At 63.3% G+C, this 17,161-nt stretch carries 18 protein-coding genes and 2 pseudogenes; 19 read left to right on the forward strand and 1 reads right to left on the reverse strand.

Annotated elements, in window-relative coordinates:
• Nucleotides 1-68 precede the first annotated feature (68 nt).
• The 18 genes and pseudogenes from BQ7477_RS06020 to BQ7477_RS06105 all read left to right on the forward strand — a co-directional run.
• A complete protein-coding gene (locus BQ7477_RS06020; protein ID WP_073983188.1) occupies nt 69-1,616 on the forward strand; it encodes an RNA polymerase sigma factor in 1,548 nt (515 codons plus the stop codon).
• A 126-nt stretch (nt 1,617-1,742) separates the two neighbouring features.
• A complete protein-coding gene (locus tag BQ7477_RS06025) occupies nt 1,743-2,114 on the forward strand; it encodes an ABC transporter (RefSeq protein ID WP_073983189.1) in 372 nt (123 codons plus the stop codon).
• A 58-nt stretch (nt 2,115-2,172) separates the two neighbouring features.
• Nucleotides 2,173-3,423, forward strand: coding sequence for a signal recognition particle-docking protein FtsY (gene ftsY / locus BQ7477_RS06030; RefSeq protein ID WP_073983190.1), 1,251 nt, complete (start codon nt 2,173-2,175; stop codon nt 3,421-3,423).
• A 97-nt stretch (nt 3,424-3,520) separates the two neighbouring features.
• The gene (gene ffh / locus BQ7477_RS06035; protein ID WP_073983191.1) at nt 3,521-5,095 is read left to right on the forward strand and encodes a signal recognition particle protein; all 1,575 of its coding nucleotides are present in this window, start codon (nt 3,521-3,523) and stop codon (nt 5,093-5,095) included.
• A 4-nt stretch (nt 5,096-5,099) separates the two neighbouring features.
• Nucleotides 5,100-6,206, forward strand: coding sequence for an amidohydrolase family protein (locus BQ7477_RS06040; protein WP_073983192.1), 1,107 nt, complete (start codon nt 5,100-5,102; stop codon nt 6,204-6,206).
• Nucleotides 6,207-6,426: 220 nt separating this feature from the next.
• Nucleotides 6,427-6,885, forward strand: coding sequence for a 30S ribosomal protein S16 (gene rpsP / locus BQ7477_RS06045; RefSeq protein ID WP_073983193.1), 459 nt, complete (start codon nt 6,427-6,429; stop codon nt 6,883-6,885).
• Between the two features lie 2 nt (nt 6,886-6,887).
• Nucleotides 6,888-7,127 carry an RNA-binding protein gene (locus BQ7477_RS06050; RefSeq protein ID WP_003792828.1) on the forward strand — a complete coding sequence of 80 codons (240 nt, stop codon included), beginning with the start codon at nt 6,888-6,890 and terminating at the stop codon, nt 7,125-7,127.
• Between the two features lie 89 nt (nt 7,128-7,216).
• A complete protein-coding gene (gene rimM, locus BQ7477_RS06055) occupies nt 7,217-7,729 on the forward strand; it encodes a ribosome maturation factor RimM (RefSeq protein ID WP_073983194.1) in 513 nt (170 codons plus the stop codon).
• Nucleotide 7,730: 1 nt separating this feature from the next.
• Nucleotides 7,731-8,387, forward strand: a pseudogene (gene trmD / locus BQ7477_RS06060) (tRNA (guanosine(37)-N1)-methyltransferase TrmD); the annotation flags it as partial.
• 336 nt (nt 8,388-8,723) lie between these two features.
• The gene (rplS, locus tag BQ7477_RS06065) at nt 8,724-9,080 is read left to right on the forward strand and encodes a 50S ribosomal protein L19 (protein ID WP_009059185.1); all 357 of its coding nucleotides are present in this window, start codon (nt 8,724-8,726) and stop codon (nt 9,078-9,080) included.
• Nucleotides 9,081-9,189: 109 nt separating this feature from the next.
• Nucleotides 9,190-9,936 (forward strand): signal peptidase I, encoded by a 747-nt coding sequence (lepB, locus tag BQ7477_RS06070; protein WP_073983196.1) that lies wholly within the window; start codon nt 9,190-9,192, stop codon nt 9,934-9,936.
• A complete protein-coding gene (locus BQ7477_RS06075; RefSeq protein WP_073983197.1) occupies nt 9,933-10,604 on the forward strand; it encodes a ribonuclease HII in 672 nt (223 codons plus the stop codon). Before lepB ends, BQ7477_RS06075 begins: the two co-directional genes overlap by 4 nt.
• 54 nt (nt 10,605-10,658) lie before the next feature.
• Nucleotides 10,659-10,958: a DUF2469 domain-containing protein gene (locus BQ7477_RS06080; protein ID WP_021611788.1), complete on the forward strand. Its 300-nt coding sequence runs from the start codon at nt 10,659-10,661 to the stop codon at nt 10,956-10,958.
• Nucleotides 10,959-11,098: 140 nt separating this feature from the next.
• The gene (locus BQ7477_RS06085) at nt 11,099-11,539 is read left to right on the forward strand and encodes a YraN family protein (RefSeq protein ID WP_073983198.1); all 441 of its coding nucleotides are present in this window, start codon (nt 11,099-11,101) and stop codon (nt 11,537-11,539) included.
• A complete protein-coding gene (locus BQ7477_RS06090; RefSeq protein ID WP_073983199.1) occupies nt 11,536-13,083 on the forward strand; it encodes a YifB family Mg chelatase-like AAA ATPase in 1,548 nt (515 codons plus the stop codon). Before BQ7477_RS06085 ends, BQ7477_RS06090 begins: the two co-directional genes overlap by 4 nt.
• Nucleotides 13,073-14,242 (forward strand): DNA-processing protein DprA, encoded by a 1,170-nt coding sequence (dprA, locus tag BQ7477_RS06095; RefSeq protein ID WP_073983200.1) that lies wholly within the window; start codon nt 13,073-13,075, stop codon nt 14,240-14,242. Before BQ7477_RS06090 ends, dprA begins: the two co-directional genes overlap by 11 nt.
• A 4-nt stretch (nt 14,243-14,246) precedes the next feature.
• Complete coding sequence (locus tag BQ7477_RS06100; RefSeq protein ID WP_084795692.1) at nt 14,247-14,819, forward strand: site-specific integrase; 573 nt, start codon at nt 14,247-14,249, stop codon at nt 14,817-14,819.
• Nucleotides 14,722-15,354, forward strand: a pseudogene (locus tag BQ7477_RS06105) (tyrosine-type recombinase/integrase); the annotation flags it as partial. The gene BQ7477_RS06100 and the pseudogene BQ7477_RS06105, both read left to right, overlap by 98 nt.
• A 14-nt stretch (nt 15,355-15,368) precedes the next feature.
• Here the strand turns inward: BQ7477_RS06105 and BQ7477_RS12795 are convergent.
• Nucleotides 15,369-15,884 (reverse strand): peptidoglycan DD-metalloendopeptidase family protein, encoded by a 516-nt coding sequence (locus tag BQ7477_RS12795; protein ID WP_084795694.1) that lies wholly within the window; start codon nt 15,882-15,884, stop codon nt 15,369-15,371.
• Nucleotides 15,885-16,305: 421 nt separating this feature from the next.
• On the opposite strand from BQ7477_RS12795, the gene rpsB reads away from it, so the two are divergent.
• Nucleotides 16,306-17,136 carry a 30S ribosomal protein S2 gene (gene rpsB / locus BQ7477_RS06115; protein ID WP_073983202.1) on the forward strand — a complete coding sequence of 277 codons (831 nt, stop codon included), beginning with the start codon at nt 16,306-16,308 and terminating at the stop codon, nt 17,134-17,136.
• Nucleotides 17,137-17,161: the final 25 nt, after the last annotated feature.

Below are 17,161 nucleotides of genomic sequence, written 5' to 3' on the forward strand. Positions count from 1 at the left end.
GCGCAGCTGGGAAGATTCACACCTACCGTCAGGAAAACTCGCGGGTAACGCACTAAAATGGGCGTGGTATGCCGATTTGCAATCGGCTCTGTTGTGCATACCCATCAACGAAAGGGACCCGTGTGAGTGCATCGCGCGCTTCGGCAAAGGACTCTGCGACCAACGAGGAGACCCCGGAGGTGAAGGCCCCCGCGAAGAAGACGACGCGTGTCGCCAAGGCTGCGTCGGCGAAGAGTGGGGCTGCCTCGGGTGCCGAGGACAAGTCGCCTGCCGCCAAGAAGCCCGCTGCGAAGAAGTCCGCTGCGAAGAAGGCTCCCGCGAAGAAGACTGCGCCTCGCAAGAGTACGAAGAAGGCGAGCGGCGCCCCCGAGGAGAAGGCCAACGGGGAGGCTGCAGCCAAGAAGCCGCGCGGACGCAAGAAGAAGGACGTCGAGGTTGTCGAGGAGGTTACGCCTGATCTCGAGACATCCGAGGAGGAATTCGAACCCATCGGCGAAGACCTGGAGGATCCTGATCTTGGCGCCGGCAGCGACGACGAGGAGGTGGTAGAGGCTGAGGAAGAAGCAGAGGAAGAAGACGCCAAGGTTTCCGAAGGGGCGGCGTTGCGTGAACGCACAAACGCGGGTATTCACGTGAAGGGTGGTTTCGTCGTCTCCGACTCTGATGAGACCGACGAACCTGTCCAGCAAGTGACGGTCGCCGGCGCGACCGCCGATCCGGTGAAGGATTACCTGAAGCAGATTGGCAAGGTTTCTTTGCTCAACGCCGAGCAGGAGGTTGACCTGGCCAGGCGTATTGAGGCTGGCCTGTACGCTGAGTACAAGTTGAAGAACCAGGCTGACGAGATGACCAGCCGGAAGCGTCGCGAGCTGCACTTCCTCGCCCAGGACGGCCAGCAGGCGAAGAACCACCTGCTCGAAGCTAACCTGCGTCTGGTCGTGTCGCTAGCCAAGCGCTACACCGGTCGCGGTATGCAGTTCCTGGATCTGATCCAGGAGGGCAACCTGGGCCTTATCCGCGCGGTCGAAAAGTTCGACTACACGAAGGGTTACAAGTTCTCGACTTACGCCACGTGGTGGATTCGCCAGGCGATCACACGCGCGATGGCAGATCAAGCACGAACAATCCGTATCCCCGTGCACATGGTCGAGGTCATCAACAAGCTCGCCCGCGTCCAACGCCAGATGCTGCAGGACTTGGGCCGCGAGCCGACGCCTGAAGAGCTGGCCAAGGAACTCGACATGACCGCTGAGAAGGTCGTGGAGGTTCAAAAGTACGGTCGCGAACCCATCTCGCTTCACACGCCTCTGGGCGAGGATGGTGACTCAGAATTCGGTGACCTTATCGAGGATTCCGAAGCTATCGTGCCTGCTGATGCCGTGTCTTTCACGCTGCTTCAGGAGCAGCTCCACCACGTGCTTGACACACTGTCCGAACGTGAGGCGGGGGTTGTTTCAATGCGTTTCGGTCTTGGGGACGGCCAGCCTAAGACCCTCGACGAGATCGGCAAGGTCTACGGTGTTACGCGCGAGCGCATCCGTCAGATTGAATCCAAGACCATGTCGAAGCTGCGTCACCCCTCGCGTTCGCAGGTGCTTCGAGACTATCTCGACTGACCGTACCTCATACGCCACGCACGGGCCGGGACCATCGCGTTCCCGGCCCGTGACATTATTGTCACAATGCGGTCAGTATCGGGTGGCACTCTCGCCGCTGAGCGTGCGGTAGGGCAGGATGAAGACATGCTTGAGGGTGCACTGATTCTTGTCGTGACTATCGTCCTTGTTCTCGTCGTTGCGGGTGGTGTCGTTGCCGCGCTCGCACTGTCGAGGCGCAGTGCCGACGATTGGAAGGGGGTCATTAGGCGTGAGGGCGAAGAGCTGAAGGAGGACGTCAAGAGCCATTCCCTGCCCAAGCGCGCCTCTGGCTCGGGTGACGGACCCGTGACACCGCGCACTGCTTCTTTGCAATCCCTCCTGCTCAGCGCTGACACTTCCAATGCGTATTTCGATGCCGACCGCCTCCCGGGCGTGGATCGCCTCGAAAACGTTACCGAGCGGATGAGCGGTCGCTTCGACCGAGGGCGTAAGGGAGGCCACGCGGAGGGGCGTTAAGGAACCACGAACTCACTGCCTCTTTCATCCGAATGTGTCCATGGGGGATAATGACCCCATGGACGCATTTGTTTCATTCCTTCACACGCCGTGGGCGGTTGTCGTTGCTGTGGTGTTCGCTGTGCTTATCGGCGTGGTTATTCGCCTCGCCGTCAGCGCCCGACGCCCTTCCACCGACGACGTAACCATCACGGTTGAGTCCCGGGTGTCCGCCCAAGGCGAGAGCCCAACGCCTATCGAATCTGAGGAGGAGCCAGCCGAGCAGCCGCGCGCTGGCCCGACCGCTGAAAACGCGAGTCCGGTCGCCGAGGAAGATGAGAGCCCGGTCGCCGAAGAAGAAGTTGCGCAGGAGCCAAGTGTCGAGCGCCCCGAACCTGTGCGTTCGCGCATGCAGCGCCTGCGCGAACGGCTTGCCTCGTCCGGTTCCCTGGGCCGCGCCATCCTTGGAGTACTCAGTCGTGGTCAGCTCAGCGCCGCCGATTGGGAGGAGATTGAAGAATCCCTCCTGATCGCCGACCTCGGCCTCGAGGCCACTGATTCCCTCATGGAGGCCCTCAAGCGTCGCGTCGCCGTCGAGTCCACGAGCGACGAGGCACGCATCCGCGAGATCCTGCGTGAGGAACTCCTGGCCCTCGTCGGTCCCGACATGGATCGTTCCCTCGACCTGACCCGTCCAGAGGCCGATGATGTCACCAAGCCCGCCGTCGTCCTGATGGTCGGTGTTAACGGTACCGGCAAGACCACGACCGTGGGCAAGCTTGCCCGCATTCTTGTCGCGGAGGACAAGACCGTTCTTCTGGGCGCCGCTGACACTTTCCGCGCGGCCGCCGCCGATCAGCTCGCCACCTGGGGTGAGCGCGTGGGTGTCGACGTCGTCAGGAGTGATCGTGAGGGTGCCGACCCGGCATCCGTCGCCTTCGAGGCCGTGCGCGAGGGAATCTCGCGCGATGTGGACGTCGTCCTCGTCGACACCGCGGGCCGCCTGCAGAACAAGTCGACCCTGATGGACGAGCTCGGCAAGATCAAGCGCGTTATGGAAAAGCAAGCGCCCGTCTGCGAGGTCCTCCTCGTCTTGGACGCCACCACCGGCCAGAATGGTATGAAGCAGGCCGAAGTTTTCGCGGAGGCGACCGGCGTGACCGGCATCGTCTTGACGAAGCTTGATGGCTCCGCAAAGGGAGGTATCGTCGTCTCGGTTCAGCGTGCCCTGGGTGTTCCCGTGAAGTTTGTCGGTCTCGGTGAAGGCGCAGATGATCTGGCCCCCTTCGATCCGCAAGGCTTCGTTGACGCGATCGTGGGCAACGCCTAGAGTCCCCTCCATGCTGCTCTCCTCGGCCCCGGTCCTACGACCGGGGCCGAGGTGCGCTACTCTGGCCTAGTACTGTCGCCATCTTGGGAGAGATCACGTGTTTGGAAACCTGTCAGATCGCCTGACCCAATCCTTCCGCACCCTGCGCAGCCGCGGGGTCCTGACCGAGTCGGACGTCGACAAGGCGATTTCCGACATTCGTCGCGCCCTGATCGATGCGGATGTCGCCCTCCCTGTCGTTCGCCAGTTCACGTCCCAGGTGCGCGAGAAGGCTTACGGCGCGGCTCGTTCGAAGGCCTTGAACCCCGGCCAGCAGGTCGTTTCTATTGTTCATGACGAACTCGTGGAGATTCTGGGCGGTGCGACTCGTGAGCTCTCCTTTGCTGACTCCGGTCCGACTGTTTTTATGCTCGCCGGCCTCCAGGGTGCCGGTAAGACGACGCTCGCTGGAAAGCTTGGCAAATGGCTGCGTGAGGAAGGTAGGACTGTCCTGCTCGTGGCCTCCGATCTTCAGCGTCCGAACGCTGTCCAGCAGCTCCAGGTTGTCGGCGGGCGCGCCGGGGTCAAGGTGTGGGCCCCTGAGCCGGGCAACGGCGTGGGCAACCCCGTCGAGGTCGCGAGAAGCGGCGTCGAGTTCGCCCGCCAGAGCGGCATCAGTGTCGTCATCGTTGATACGGCTGGTCGGCTGGGCGTCGACCAGGAGATGATGGGCCAGGCGATCGCGATCCGTGATGCGGTGAAACCGCACGAGATTATGTTCGTCCTAGACGCAATGGTGGGCCAAGACGCCGTTTCGACGTCCACAGCCTTTCGTGACGGTGTCGGTTTCACTGGAGTCGTGCTGTCCAAGCTGGACGGTGACGCGCGAGGTGGCGCAGCGTTATCCGTGCGCGGCGTCACAGGGGCGCCTATCCTCTTCGCCTCCACGGGTGAGGGCCTTGACGATTTCGAGCGTTTCCACCCGGACCGCATGGCCGGGCGGATCCTCGACATGGGTGACATTCTCACCCTCATTGAGCAGGCCGAAAAGAAGATGGATGCCGAGGAAGCCGAGAAGGTCGCCGCTAAGGCACTGGCCGGTGAGCTGACCCTCGCAGACTTCCTCAGTCAACTCCAGCAGATCAAGAAGCTGGGTTCCATGAAGAAGATGCTCGGCATGATCCCGGGGGCCGCGCAGCTGCGGGACCAGATCGAGAACTTCGACGAGCGCGAGGTTGATCGCGTCGAGGCCATTGTTCGTTCGATGACTCCCGCGGAGCGTGAGGACGTTTCTATCCTTAACGGTTCGCGCCGTGCACGTATCGCCCGAGGCTCCGGTACGACCGTCGCTGAGGTCAACCAGCTCGTCCAACGCTTCGAGGCTGCGCGCGACATGATGGGCCAGATGGGTGCTGGCGTGCCTGGCATGGGTGCTCTTCCTGGGCGCGGCGGCAAGGCCAAACAGAAGGCGAATGCTCGCAAGGCGCAGGCTCAGCGTGCGCGCGTGAAGAAGAAGGCTCGCTCCGGTAATCCGGCGAAGCGCCGCCAGCAAGAACTCGAGGCGATGCTACCCCCGTCGGAACGCAACGCCGCTCAGGGATCCTCGTTTGGCGCACCGACTGGGGTCCCCGCTCCGCGTCCGACTTTTGACGATCTGCCCGACGACGTCAAGCGAATGCTTGGGCGGCTCTGATCGTATGCTCGTCAGCGGCGTGTGCCTGTGGGCCGATGATGCGTCTGTTCGCCCGCAGTGGGTGAAGGGTACGTGGTCCGTCTCCAATGGGATTATTCGGCGGGTATGCGCCGAGGGGGACACTCGCGGGCAGTGTTCGTGCTTCATCGTCCCTGGATTGGTCGATGCTCACTGTCACGTCGGGTATTCCAAGGATGGTCCGGTCGACGCCGACGAGATGGTGCGTCAGGCTCGGGCCACAGTAGCCAGTGGCGTCACTCTCGTGCGCGACTGTGGCGTGCCTGTCGATAATTCTTGCGTCGCTTCCCTGGTTGGACCTCGGCTGATCCGCTGTGGGCGTCACGTCGCTCGTCCGAAGCGCTACATGCGGGGGTTGCCCGTCGATGTCGGGGAACAACGCGAGCTACCTGCTGTCCTGTCCGACATGGCGGCGCGCTCGGATGGGTGGGTCAAAATTGTCGGCGACTGGATTGATCGCTCGGGTGGCGTGGAAGCGGACCTCATGCCCCTGTGGGATCCGTCAGTTCTTCGCGAGGCTGTGGCCGCCGTTCACGAGGCCGGGGCTCGCATCGCGGTCCATGCTTTCTCTCACCGCGTCATCGACTCGCTTATTGAGGCTGGTGTCGATGACATTGAACACGGCAGCGGTATTGACGCTGACCAGGCCGCCGAGATCGCTAAGCGTTGCATCGCCGTGACGCCGACGCTTCGCCAGGTGGAGCTTTTCGCGGATTTTGCTGCCCAGGCGGGCACCAAGTACCCCGTGTATGCCGCCACGATGCGGGCTATGTATGAGCGGCGTCGCGAGCACTTTTTAATGCTCCTCGACCAGGGCGTCCTCCTGCTCCAAGGTACAGATTCGGGAGGTTACCAGGAGCATGGGTCGATCGCGGGCGAGCTTGACCTGTGGAAGCGATGGGGAGCAACCTCTCAGGCCGTCATCGATGCGTCCACGTGGATCAGCCAGCGCTACCTGGGGGGGCAGGGTCTCGTTGAGGGAGGGGAAGCCGACCTGCTGATTCTCGACGAGGATCCGCGCACCGATCCTCTTGCGCTCGCTCGCCCAACCGCCGTCTACGTCGGGGGAGTTCTCGCTTGGCAGCGTCCCTGACTCACATCATCGTAGTGATTGATCTAACCGTATCGCTGGGGGAGAGTCAGGGGTCCCATGTGGGAATTCGGCCCAATCTGTGGCATAATCGCTAGCTGTACCCGACGGTTCGTAGACCCTCTCACTGCGTATCGTCGTGTCCCGGTCCGATGCGACCCCTGTGTTTCCCACCTTGGGACGCGAAGGTCCACACCAATTCTGAAATGGAGAGACCACACAAGTGGCAGTTCGAATTCGCCTGAAGCGCGTGGGTAAGATCCACGCCGCCCAGTACCGTGTCGTCGTCGTCGATTCCCGCAAGAAGCGCGACGGACGCGTCATCGAAGAGGTCGGCTACTACGATCCTCAGCCCAACCCGTCGATCATCCGCATCGACTCTGAGCGCGCCCAGTACTGGCTCGGTGTCGGCGCTCAGCCCTCCGACCAGGTCCGCAACCTGTTGGTCCTGACCGGTGACATCGCCAAGTTCAACGGCAAGGCCGACGCGGTTTCCCGCGTGGAGGTCTCCGAGGCTGACAAGGCCGCCCAGGCCGAGCAAGCCGTCAAGGACGCCGAGGCTGCGGCTGAGAAGTCCAAGGCCGCCGCTTCCGCGAAGAAAGCCGAGGAAGAGGCCGCTGCTGCCGCAGCCGCCGCCGAGGCCGAGCAGGCTTCCGAAGAGGCCGCCGGAGAGGATGCCTGAGCATGCTCGCCGACGCGTTGGAGCACCTGGTCAGCGGCATCGTTGACCACCCCGAAGATGTCGAGGTGACCCCTCGTTCGATGCGACGCGGTCAGCTTCTGGAGGTTCGTGTGAACCCCGAGGATCTGGGTCGAGTCATCGGGCGTGGCGGTCGGACGGCTCGCGCGCTGCGCACCGTCATGGGTGCGCTGTCGACGCGCGGCACAGTCCGAGTCGACGTTGTTGACACGGATCGCGAGTAAGACTCGCACACGTCACGAAGGGGTCCGGCGATGCCGGACCCCTTCGTTGTATCCTTCGGACAGATCCCAGTTCATGATGAGGAGATCCCATGCAGCTCACAGCCGCTATCGTCGGCCCCGCCCACGGTCTGCGCGGCGAGGTCATTCTCGACGTTCGCAGCGACGACCCGGAGATTTTGACACCGGGTGCGCGCCTGGACGTCGCGGGACGCGGTGCCGTGGTGACGGTCCGATCCATCCGCGTCCACAAGGATCGCGTCCTGGCGTCTTTCGAGGAGTGCGTGTCGCGCGAGGATGCTGAAGCGTTGCGTGGCGCTCGACTGCTCGTTGAGGAGCATGAGGAGGAGGGCGCCTGGTATCCGCATCAGCTCAAGGGTCTTGCAGCCCGCACACCGAGTGGTGAGGCGCTCGGTACCGTCAGCGGCTTGACCCCCGGTGCCGCCCAGGACCTGTTGCTCGTCACGACTGAGGCTGGCACCGTCATGGTTCCCTTCGTCACTCAGCTTGTGCCGACTGTCGACGTGGAGGGTGGTTTCGTCGTCATTGACGCGCCTCCAGGCTTGTTCGATGACCAGGCCGTATCCGAGCGGGACGGCAAGTAGCGTGCGTTTTGATCTCATCTCCATTTTCCCCGACTATTTCGCGCCCTTGACCCTCTCCCTCATGGGCAAGGCGAAGGACGCCGGCCTCGTGACCCTCGCCGCCCATGACCTGCGGCAGTGGGCTACCGGTAAGCACCGCAGCGTCGACGACACTCCCTATGGCGGTGGCGCCGGCATGGTCATGCGCGCGGACGTGTGGGCGCGTGCCCTCGATGAGGTGCTCGCCATCTCGCTGCGCGCCGGTGACGAGGACACCGCCCCGGCCTCGTCCCGACGTATTCTCGCGATCCCGACTCCGTCGGGCACACCGCTCACTCAGCCTTTGGTTGAGGACTTGGCTCGCGCCAATCAGATTATCGTCGCGTGCGGGCGTTATGAGGGGATCGATGCGCGCGTTGCCGAGCACTATCGGGGAGTGGGTATCGAGGTGTTGGAGTTCTCCATCGGCGACTATGTGCTCAACGGTGGCGAGGTCGCGGCGATGGTGCTCACCGAGGCGGTCGCGCGCCTCCTCGACGGATTCATGGGCAACCCGGACTCTCTTGTTGAGGAATCCTACTCGGGCGCAGGTCTGCTCGAATACCCCGTGTTTACAAAGCCCCGGGAGTACCGTTCCCGCCCGGTCCCCNTCGTGGAGGCGGCGGCGAGCGACGCCGCCCACCGTGGGCACGCCTCCCTCGCGCTCGGGACGAACCGCGCCAACAAGAAAGCCCAGGCTTTCTATAAGCGCCACGGCTTCCGCAGACGCTCCACCAGGACCTTCGACGTCGGTGGCGTCCTCAACCACGACATCGTCATGGTGCGTGATCTCACCCCGACGGGCGGCGCAACGCTCCCCTGAACAAGGGGTCGCGTGGGATAATTATCAAGATTGTGCGCGGTTAATCCTGCCGCAGGGGGACACCGAGGCGCACGATCGGACGACCGAATGAGCGGGCACAGGCCCGCCCAACCAGGCGCCCCCGACCTGCGGCGAAGGCGTCAAGGAGAAAAAATGCAGAAGCTGGACGCCGTTGATGCGGCTTCGCTGCGCGATGACATCCCGCCGTTCCGCGCGGGCGACACCCTCAAGGTGCACGTGAAGGTTATCGAAGGCAACCGCTCCCGTATCCAGGTCTTCCAGGGTGTCGTGATCGCTCGTCGCGGCCACGGCGTGTCCTCCACGTTCACCATCCGCAAGGTTTCCTTCGGCGTGGGCGTCGAGCGTACCTTCCCGGTTCACGCCCCCACGATCGACCACATCGAGGTCGTCACCAAGGGCGACGTGCGCCGCGCCAAGCTCTACTACCTGCGTGAGCGTCACGGCAAGGCCGCGAAGATCAAGGAGCACCGCTCCGGCAAGGCCGAGTGAGGCCAGCGGCCACGCGCCTTGGCATTTTTCACGGAAAGGCCCGACACCGCGCGCCGGTGTCGGGCCTCGCCGTATCCTTGGAACGTTGACGAATTCAGGAGGAGGACGCATGAGCCCGACCGCAGGAACCGAGCTCGGACCGGTGCATGCTCCCTCGTTACGCGATCGTGAACGCGCCGAAGCGCGCGCCCGGCGTAACCCCCTGGTATGGCTGCGCGAAATCCTGATGATCATCGTCGTCGCACTGGTGATTTCCTCCCTCCTGCGCGCCTTCGTTGTCCAGGTTTTCTGGATTCCCTCTCCCTCGATGCGCAACACGCTGGTCGAGGATGATCGCATCGCCGTGTCTCGCGTGGACGCGTTACGCTCTAATATTCATCGCGGCGATGTCGTCGTTTTCGACGACACACTCGGATGGCTCGGAACGACGTCGGTTACCTCGCCGTCGGCGGCGCGCAGACTCGGGGAGTTCACGGGCTTTGTGCCCGGCGGCGGCGAACAGACCCTTGTCAAACGCGTCATCGGTGTCGGAGGTGATCGCGTTACCTGCGAGAGCGCGAGCGGCAAAGTGAGCGTCAACGGGGTCGAAATCAACGAACCCTACGTCGCCAATGGGCAAAGTCCGTGCGGCGAACGATCATTCGACATCACGGTTCCGGAGGGACACCTGTGGGTCATGGGCGATAACCGTTCAAACTCCGCGGATTCGCGCTATCACATGGGCGAGGGGCAGTCGCCTTACGTGCCCGTGTCCTCGGTCGTGGGTACCGTCCAGGCAGTGATCTGGCCAATCTCGCGCTGGTCCAGTGACGTCGGGCATCCGGAGGTGTTCTCCTCCGTCCCCGACCCATCATGATTACAGCCTCACGCGATCTTGAACTCTCCCTCGCGAAGCGGTGGGGAGTCGTCGCCGGCATGGACGAAGTGGGACGCGGCGCCCTAGCCGGCCCCGTCGCCGTCGGTGTCGCCCTCATCGGTGCAGATGCGCCGCCCGTACCCGAGGGACTCACCGATTCCAAGGCACTGACCGCGCGCAGACGCGAGAGCCTCGTCAAGCCCATCCAGGCCTGGGTGCTAGCGTCGTTCGTCGGCTACGCGTCCCCACAGGAAATCGATCAATGGGGGATTATCGCTGCCCTGCGCCTCGCCGGACGACGTGCCCTGGCCGAGGTCGCCAGCCACGGCCTCGTCCCCGGAGGCGTCCTATTGGATGGATCACACGATTGGCTCAGTGCCCCCGTTGATCTATTCGGGACACTCGACGGTCCGGATGACCCTTTCGGCGTTGACCTGCCCGTGCACATGCAGGTCAAAGCTGACCTAACGTGCGCGGTCGTCGCCGCCGCCTCGGTTCTCGCCAAGGTTTCGCGTGATCGCCTCATGAGTGAGGTGGAGGACCCCGGATACGGGTGGGCCTCCAACAAAGGATACGGTTCGGCCGCGCATGCACGTGCCATCGCGCACCTGGGTGTCAGCGATTTTCATCGCCGCTCGTGGAAGATGCCGACAAACCCCACAAAGTAGGGCGCGCCGGGTCAGCTCGGCGAGATGCAGCGACGCGCCCGGCATGATGGGTCCGTGAGCGAAGAAATCGAAGGTTACGAAAACAACCTGGAGCTGGAGCTTTTCAAGGAGTACCGGGACGTCATCGGCTTGTTTAAGTTCGTCGTGGAAACTGAGAGGCGCTTCTACCTGTGCAACCACGTCGATGTCCAAGCACGACCGGTAGGAGGGGACGTGTTTTTTGAACTCACGCTCACCGACGCGTGGGTCTGGGACATCTATCGCTCGTCGCGTTTCGTGCGTTCGGTACGAGTCATCACCTACAAGGATGTCAACGTCGAAGAGCTGTCAAAGCCCGAGCTTGACATCCCCTGACTCTCCATATCCACAGGCCCGCCGTTGCTGCGGGCCTATCCACAGCCACTATTGTTCGCCGCCCCCTATCCACAGGGGGCGGTTTCCGCGTTGAAGGGCCGTCTATCCCCGATGCAGTGTGGTGGTGGAGGTGAGAGAACATGGAATACTCAACACGGCCCGATCGGAAGGTCTTGGGCGCGGCCGGGGAATATACGGCACGCCTCATGATCGAAGAGGCTGGACTGCGGGTTCTGGAATGCAATTGGCGCGATGGAAGACGAGGTGAACTCGACATCATCGCACTTGACGACACTGACTCGGCTCAAGCGTGGACGGTGATAGTTGAGGTGCGCACCCGGGTGGGACGGGGGAAGGGCAGCGCGTTAGCCTCAGTCGATCCACGTAAAGTCGCTCGTCTTCGTGCGCTCACTGGAGCGTGGTGTCGGCAACGAGGCCATCTCGGGTCTCGGGTCCGCATCGACGTTGTCGCCTTGACCCTTAACGCGCGGGCACTGCGCGACTGGCCGACAGCACCGGGATCCGGCGTGGACCTGCGCACACGTGGGGCACAGACCTTATGGCTGCGAGGCGTGCAATGAACGGGCCGGGTCTTGCCCGCACCTACTCAATCAGTGTCGTCGGCATCGAAGGGCACCTGGTTGATGTCGAAACCTACGCGGGGGCGGGGCTTGTGGCCTTTACACTCGTGGGCCTGCTGGACACGTCGGTTCGTGAGGCTCGCGATCGAGTGCGCGCGTCTTTCGAATCGTGTGGCCTGGACGTGCTGGATCAACGCATCACCGTCAATCTCTCTCCAGCTGGCATCCCCAAATCCGGCTCGGGCTTTGACCTGGCCATCGCTTCGTCCATCGCGCTGGCCACTGGCTTGGTTTCTCCGCTGGCCTTCGAGGACAGTGTGATCATCGGTGAACTCGCACTGGACGGCAGCATTCAAGCCGTCCGCGGGGTGCTACCCGCTGTGCTCGCCGCCCGCTCACGCGGGGTACGCCGCGTCATTGTCCCAGCCTCATGCGCCAGCGAAGCAAACCTTGTTACCGGTATCGAAGTTATCAGCTTTTCGCACCTGGCCGATCTGATCTCCTGGGGTGGGGGACAAGCGCTCAAAGCTCCGTTCCGCGGACGAATGGGAACGCGCAAGGTCGTTCGCTCTGTGGATGCGCAGCCTCCGCTCGACATGGCGGATGTACGTGGACAACCAGAGGCTGTCGCAGCAATGGAAGTCGCGGCAGCGGGGGGCCATCACGTCTTCCTCCTCGGAGAACCCGGCTCTGGCAAGACGATGCTGGCCTCGCGCCTTCCCACGATCCTGCCGAACCTTGACCCGGACACCGCACTGGTGACCACCTCCCTGCATTCCGTTGCAGGGCTAGTACCAGCTGGTGTCGGTCTGGTCACACACCCGCCCTTCCAAGCCCCCCATCATTCCGTCACCATGGCGGCCCTCATCGGCGGAGGATCGCGCACGCTCACGCCGGGCGCTGCCTCGCTGGCCCACGGTGGAATCCTCTTCCTCGACGAAGCCGCGGAGTTCGCTCCCTCGGTCCTCGATTCCCTGCGTGAACCCCTGGAGACAGGGGTCGTCAACCTGCATCGCTCAGGAATCCACACGCGCTACCCCGCCTCGTTTCAACTGGTAATGGCCTCAAACCCGTGCCCGTGTGGAGGACGCAAGGGCGGCCGACGATGTACGTGTTCCTCCATTGCAAAGAGGCGATACATGGCGCGCCTATCCGGTCCACTGCTCGATCGCATGGACATCCGTATCGACGTGCACACTCCGACGCGAGCCGATATGGCAGTAGGCACAGTGCACGATTCTGCCGCCATTAAAGACCGTGTCTGTGAGGCGCGTGAACGCTCGCGGCATCGTCTTGCCGCGACTCCGTGGGTCTGCAACGGGCAGCTGCCAGGCGCGTGGATCAGGCGTCATAGCGGCATTGATGCGGGCCTGGTGGCCTACCTTGACCGACTCGTTGATGCCGGAGAGTCGTCGATGCGCGGCATTGACCGCATGCTGCGCCTGGCATGGACGCTGGCTGACTTAGAAGGCACCCGCCGCCCAACACTCGACCATATCGTTGCAGCGCAACAGCTGCGGAACGGACACGATCATGACACATGACGCTCACACATGGGAGGCCGCCTGGTGGTCTGCCGTGGCCGAACCAGCCGAAAACTCAGCACGTGTCGTGCGCACTCTGCTCGGAGACCGTGCGGGACGCGAATGGCTCCAGAACGATTGGAAAGGCGTGCCCCGCGAATTGAACGCCTACGGACACGTTGACTGGCACCACCAATGGGGTCGGTGGCGCGAGCGAGCATTGTCGGTCGATGCTGACCGCGACCTTGCGCGCATCGAGCGCGCCGGCGGTTCCCTGATCACCCCCTCCGATCCTCGGTGGCCTTCGCAGCTGTCGTGCCTCGGAGACAACGAACCTCTCGGCCTGTGGGTGCTCGGAACCCTACCTGAAAGCGCCCGGAGTGACGGACATGTGTCGATCGTCGGCGCTCGCGCCTCGACAGGAGCCGGGGGCAGGTGCGCGCGCAACATTGCCTACCACCTGGCGCGCGTCGGCTACACCGTCGTATCGGGAGGAGCTATTGGTATCGACATCGAAGCACACCGCGGCGCGCTTGCGGGTGGCGGTGCGACGGTGTGCATCCTGGCCGGTGGTGTCCTCAACCCTTACCCGGCGAGTCACACGGAGGACTTCCGCGCGATGATCGCGGGCGGAGGGGCGCTCATCTCTGAGGTGTCTCCCACGGCCAGACCCGCGAAGTGGCGTTTCCTCACTCGTAACAGGCTTATCGCGGCCTGGAGTGCCGCAACGATCGTTGTCGAGGCCGGGGCACGATCAGGTGCTCTCGCAACGGCACGCTGGGCAATGGTTAGCGGACGCGAGCTGGGAGCCGTTCCAGGGGCCGTCGATGCCCCCATGTCGGTGGGATGCCTCGAGCTGGCGCGTAACGGCGCGACGATCATTCGTGACGGGAAAGACGCCGCGGAACTGGCCGGTCCCATTTCGGTCGATAGCGAGACACCTCTGTTTGGTATGCCGGTTGAGGAGGACCGCGGAATCAGCGCGCTGGCTTCCATTCCGCGTCGCGTGTGGGAGGCACTGCCTCGTAGTTCGCCGGCCGACGTGGCGGCGATTTGCGTGTCCGCGGGACTCGAACGAGGCGAAGTTAACCGCGCTCTGATGGACCTGTCAGTGGCCGGACTTGTCACGAGTTCGACCCGTGGGTGGGCACGCAGACCGGGACCTGACACCGTAGGATGAGCGCATGAGTGAGTCCGTTGGCGATCAGTGGGGGAGATACTTGCGCCTGAGCCGTCGGATGAGCGAGCATACCGTGGACGCCTATCTGGGGGACCTGCGTTCGCTCCTGGAATTCCTCGGGCTTAGCCCGGATGCGTCGGTCGTTCAGCTTCGAGCAGTGCTCACGCAGCGTCGCATCCGTTCGTGGCTAGCAGACACGCTGACCAGAGGGGGTGCCCGCTCAACGATTGCTCGCCACACTGCTGCCATCCGTAATTTCACAGCGTGGGCGGTGCGCGAGGAAATCCTGGCCAACGACCCTGCGGCGGCGCTCACGAGTGCGCGTGCCGACCAGCGTCTGCCGGTGCCTCTCGACGAATCGGACGCGCGCGCCCTCATTAATACGGCACGCGACGAAGCACTCGGTGGCAGCCCTGCCAAAATGCGAAGCTGGGCGATCCTCGAGCTAACCTACGCGTGCGGACTTCGTGTCTNCATCTATCCTGGCCAACGACCCTGCGGCGGCGCTCACGAGTGCGCGTGCCGACCAGCGTCTGCCGGTGCCTCTCGACGAATCGGACGCGCGCGCCCTCATTAATACGGCACGCGACGAAGCACTCGGTGGCAGCCCTGCCAAAATGCGAAGCTGGGCGATCCTCGAGCTAACCTACGCGTGCGGACTTCGTGTCTCCGAGGTGTGTGCCCTTGACGTGTCCTCACTGAACCGTGATGCGCTGACAGTGCGCGTCCTTGGGAAGGGGAACAAGGAACGGGTGGTGCCCTACGGTCCTCCTGCGGCTCGGGCGCTTGATCACTGGCTCGTGCGCGGTCGGCCTCAGCTCATGGGGGATACCAGTGGTAACGCGTTGTTCTTAGGAGACCGAGGGGGGCGCATCGATCCGCGTGTCATACGCACAATGGTCCACAAAATGGCCGCTAGAGCGGGCGTGCACGACATTGCTCCGCATGGGCTGAGGCATTCCACGGCGACTCACCTCCTCCAGGGAGGGGCTGATCTGCGTGCCGTTCAGGAAATGCTGGGGCATGCGTCGCTGTCGACAACCCAGCGGTACACGCACGTCGACACCGCCAGGCTGAGCGCAATCTACCAGCGCGCTCATCCGCGCGCCTGAGGCGTCCGCTGGCTCTACCCGTCCCAGGGGAGGAGCCGAGGTCTTGTCACCGTCAGGCGGATAGGATCGACGTACGTTTTCGGCCCGATTTTCGCCCCCCAGTGCAGAGTTTCCGATTCCTCCTCGACGAGGCCGATCTGCGAGCCCTTCGTGACGGTATCTCCGACGTTTACGCTCGGCGTTACCGGAAGATATGTCGACCAAACGGTGCGCCCGCGCACATCGTGCTGGATCGAGACGACCCAGTGTCCGCCCACTTGGCCCGCAAACGTTACCGTGCCGGAATCACACGCGTGCACGGGTGAGCCGCCCGGATATGCCAGGGTGACGCCGCGCCTACCTGGCATCCAATCGTGGACGGGCGCAGCGAAGGAGGACACAACGGGAACGGGTGAGCCGCTCGGCCACTGCCAGCGCTCGCCACGGCGCGCAGATCGGGCGGGCATGCACACGACAAGCAAGAGGCAGCACGATACACATGCGGCGAGGACAGCGCTCAGCCGACGGTGGTAACAACGTAATGAACTCATCTCTTCACTCTGCGTTCGCCACCAGGCCGAATCCACCCGAACGAGTAAGCCTGTGCACAGGCTGCGACAGGTCCGGGTCCCTGTGGATAGCGGTCAATGCCCACTTCCGACTGTGCGTGACGGAGACAACCAACCCACGCCTCGTTCATCGACGTGAAAGTCAGCACACTCACACCCCTCCCGTGATCAGACAACGAGTGCCTGTGCGGTAACATTGTTGGGCACTTGCCTTGTGCAGGTGACTTCGCGTGCCATTTATCGCTGTCCGCACGAAACCGAGAAGGCAGTGAGGCGTGGCGGCTTCGGTCCCTTCGGGGATGGTCGCTGGTCATGGCACCAGGGTGCGCCAAGCGCACAGAAAACCGATAAACCCGGGGGAGACCCCACTGATCACTCGCGACTTGCGGGGAAAGGACGAACCATGGCGATCGTTACCATGCGTCAGCTCCTCGAGTCCGGTGTCCACTTCGGTCACCAGACTCGCCGTTGGAACCCGAAGATGAAGCGTTTCATCCTCACCGAGCGCAACGGCATCTACATCATCGACCTGCAGCAGACTATTGCTGACATCGACATTGCTTTCGACTTCGTGAAGCAGACTGTCGCCCACGGTGGCACCCTGCTCTTCGTCGGCACCAAGAAGCAGGCCCAGGAAGCCGTGGCCGAGCAGGCCCAGCGTGTTGGCATGCCCTACGTGAACCACCGCTGGCTCGGCGGCATGCTCACCAACTTCTCTACCGTTGCGACCCGTCTGCAGCGCCTGAAGGAACTCGAGCAGATTGACTTCGATGATGTGGCCTCCTCCGGTCACACCAAGAAGGAACTGCTCATGATGCGCCGCGAGAAGGACAAGCTCTCGCGCACGCTCGGCGGCATCCGCGACATGACCAAGGTTCCCTCGGCCGTGTGGATTGTCGACCCCAAGAAGGAACACCTCGCGGTTTCTGAGGCTCGCAAGCTGCGCATCCCGATCGTCGCTATCCTCGACACCAACGCTGACCCGGACGAGGTCGATTACCGTATCCCCGGCAACGACGACGCCATCCGCGCCGTTTCCCTGCTGACCCGCGTGGTCGCCGACGCCGTCGCCGAGGGCCTCATCGCCCGCTCCGACGTGCGCAAAGGCAAGGGCGAAGAGACCGCCGCTGAGCCGCTGGCCGAGTGGGAGCGCGAGCTCCTCGAGGGCGAGATTCAGGCTGACGAAGCTGTCGCCGCCGAGGTCGCCGAAGAGTCGGCCACCAAGCAGGACTGAAGTTTTTACTGAGAGGAATCATCCG

The organism is Actinomyces bouchesdurhonensis, assembly GCF_900128465.1.
GTDB lineage: Bacteria > Actinomycetota > Actinomycetes > Actinomycetales > Actinomycetaceae > Pauljensenia > Pauljensenia bouchesdurhonensis.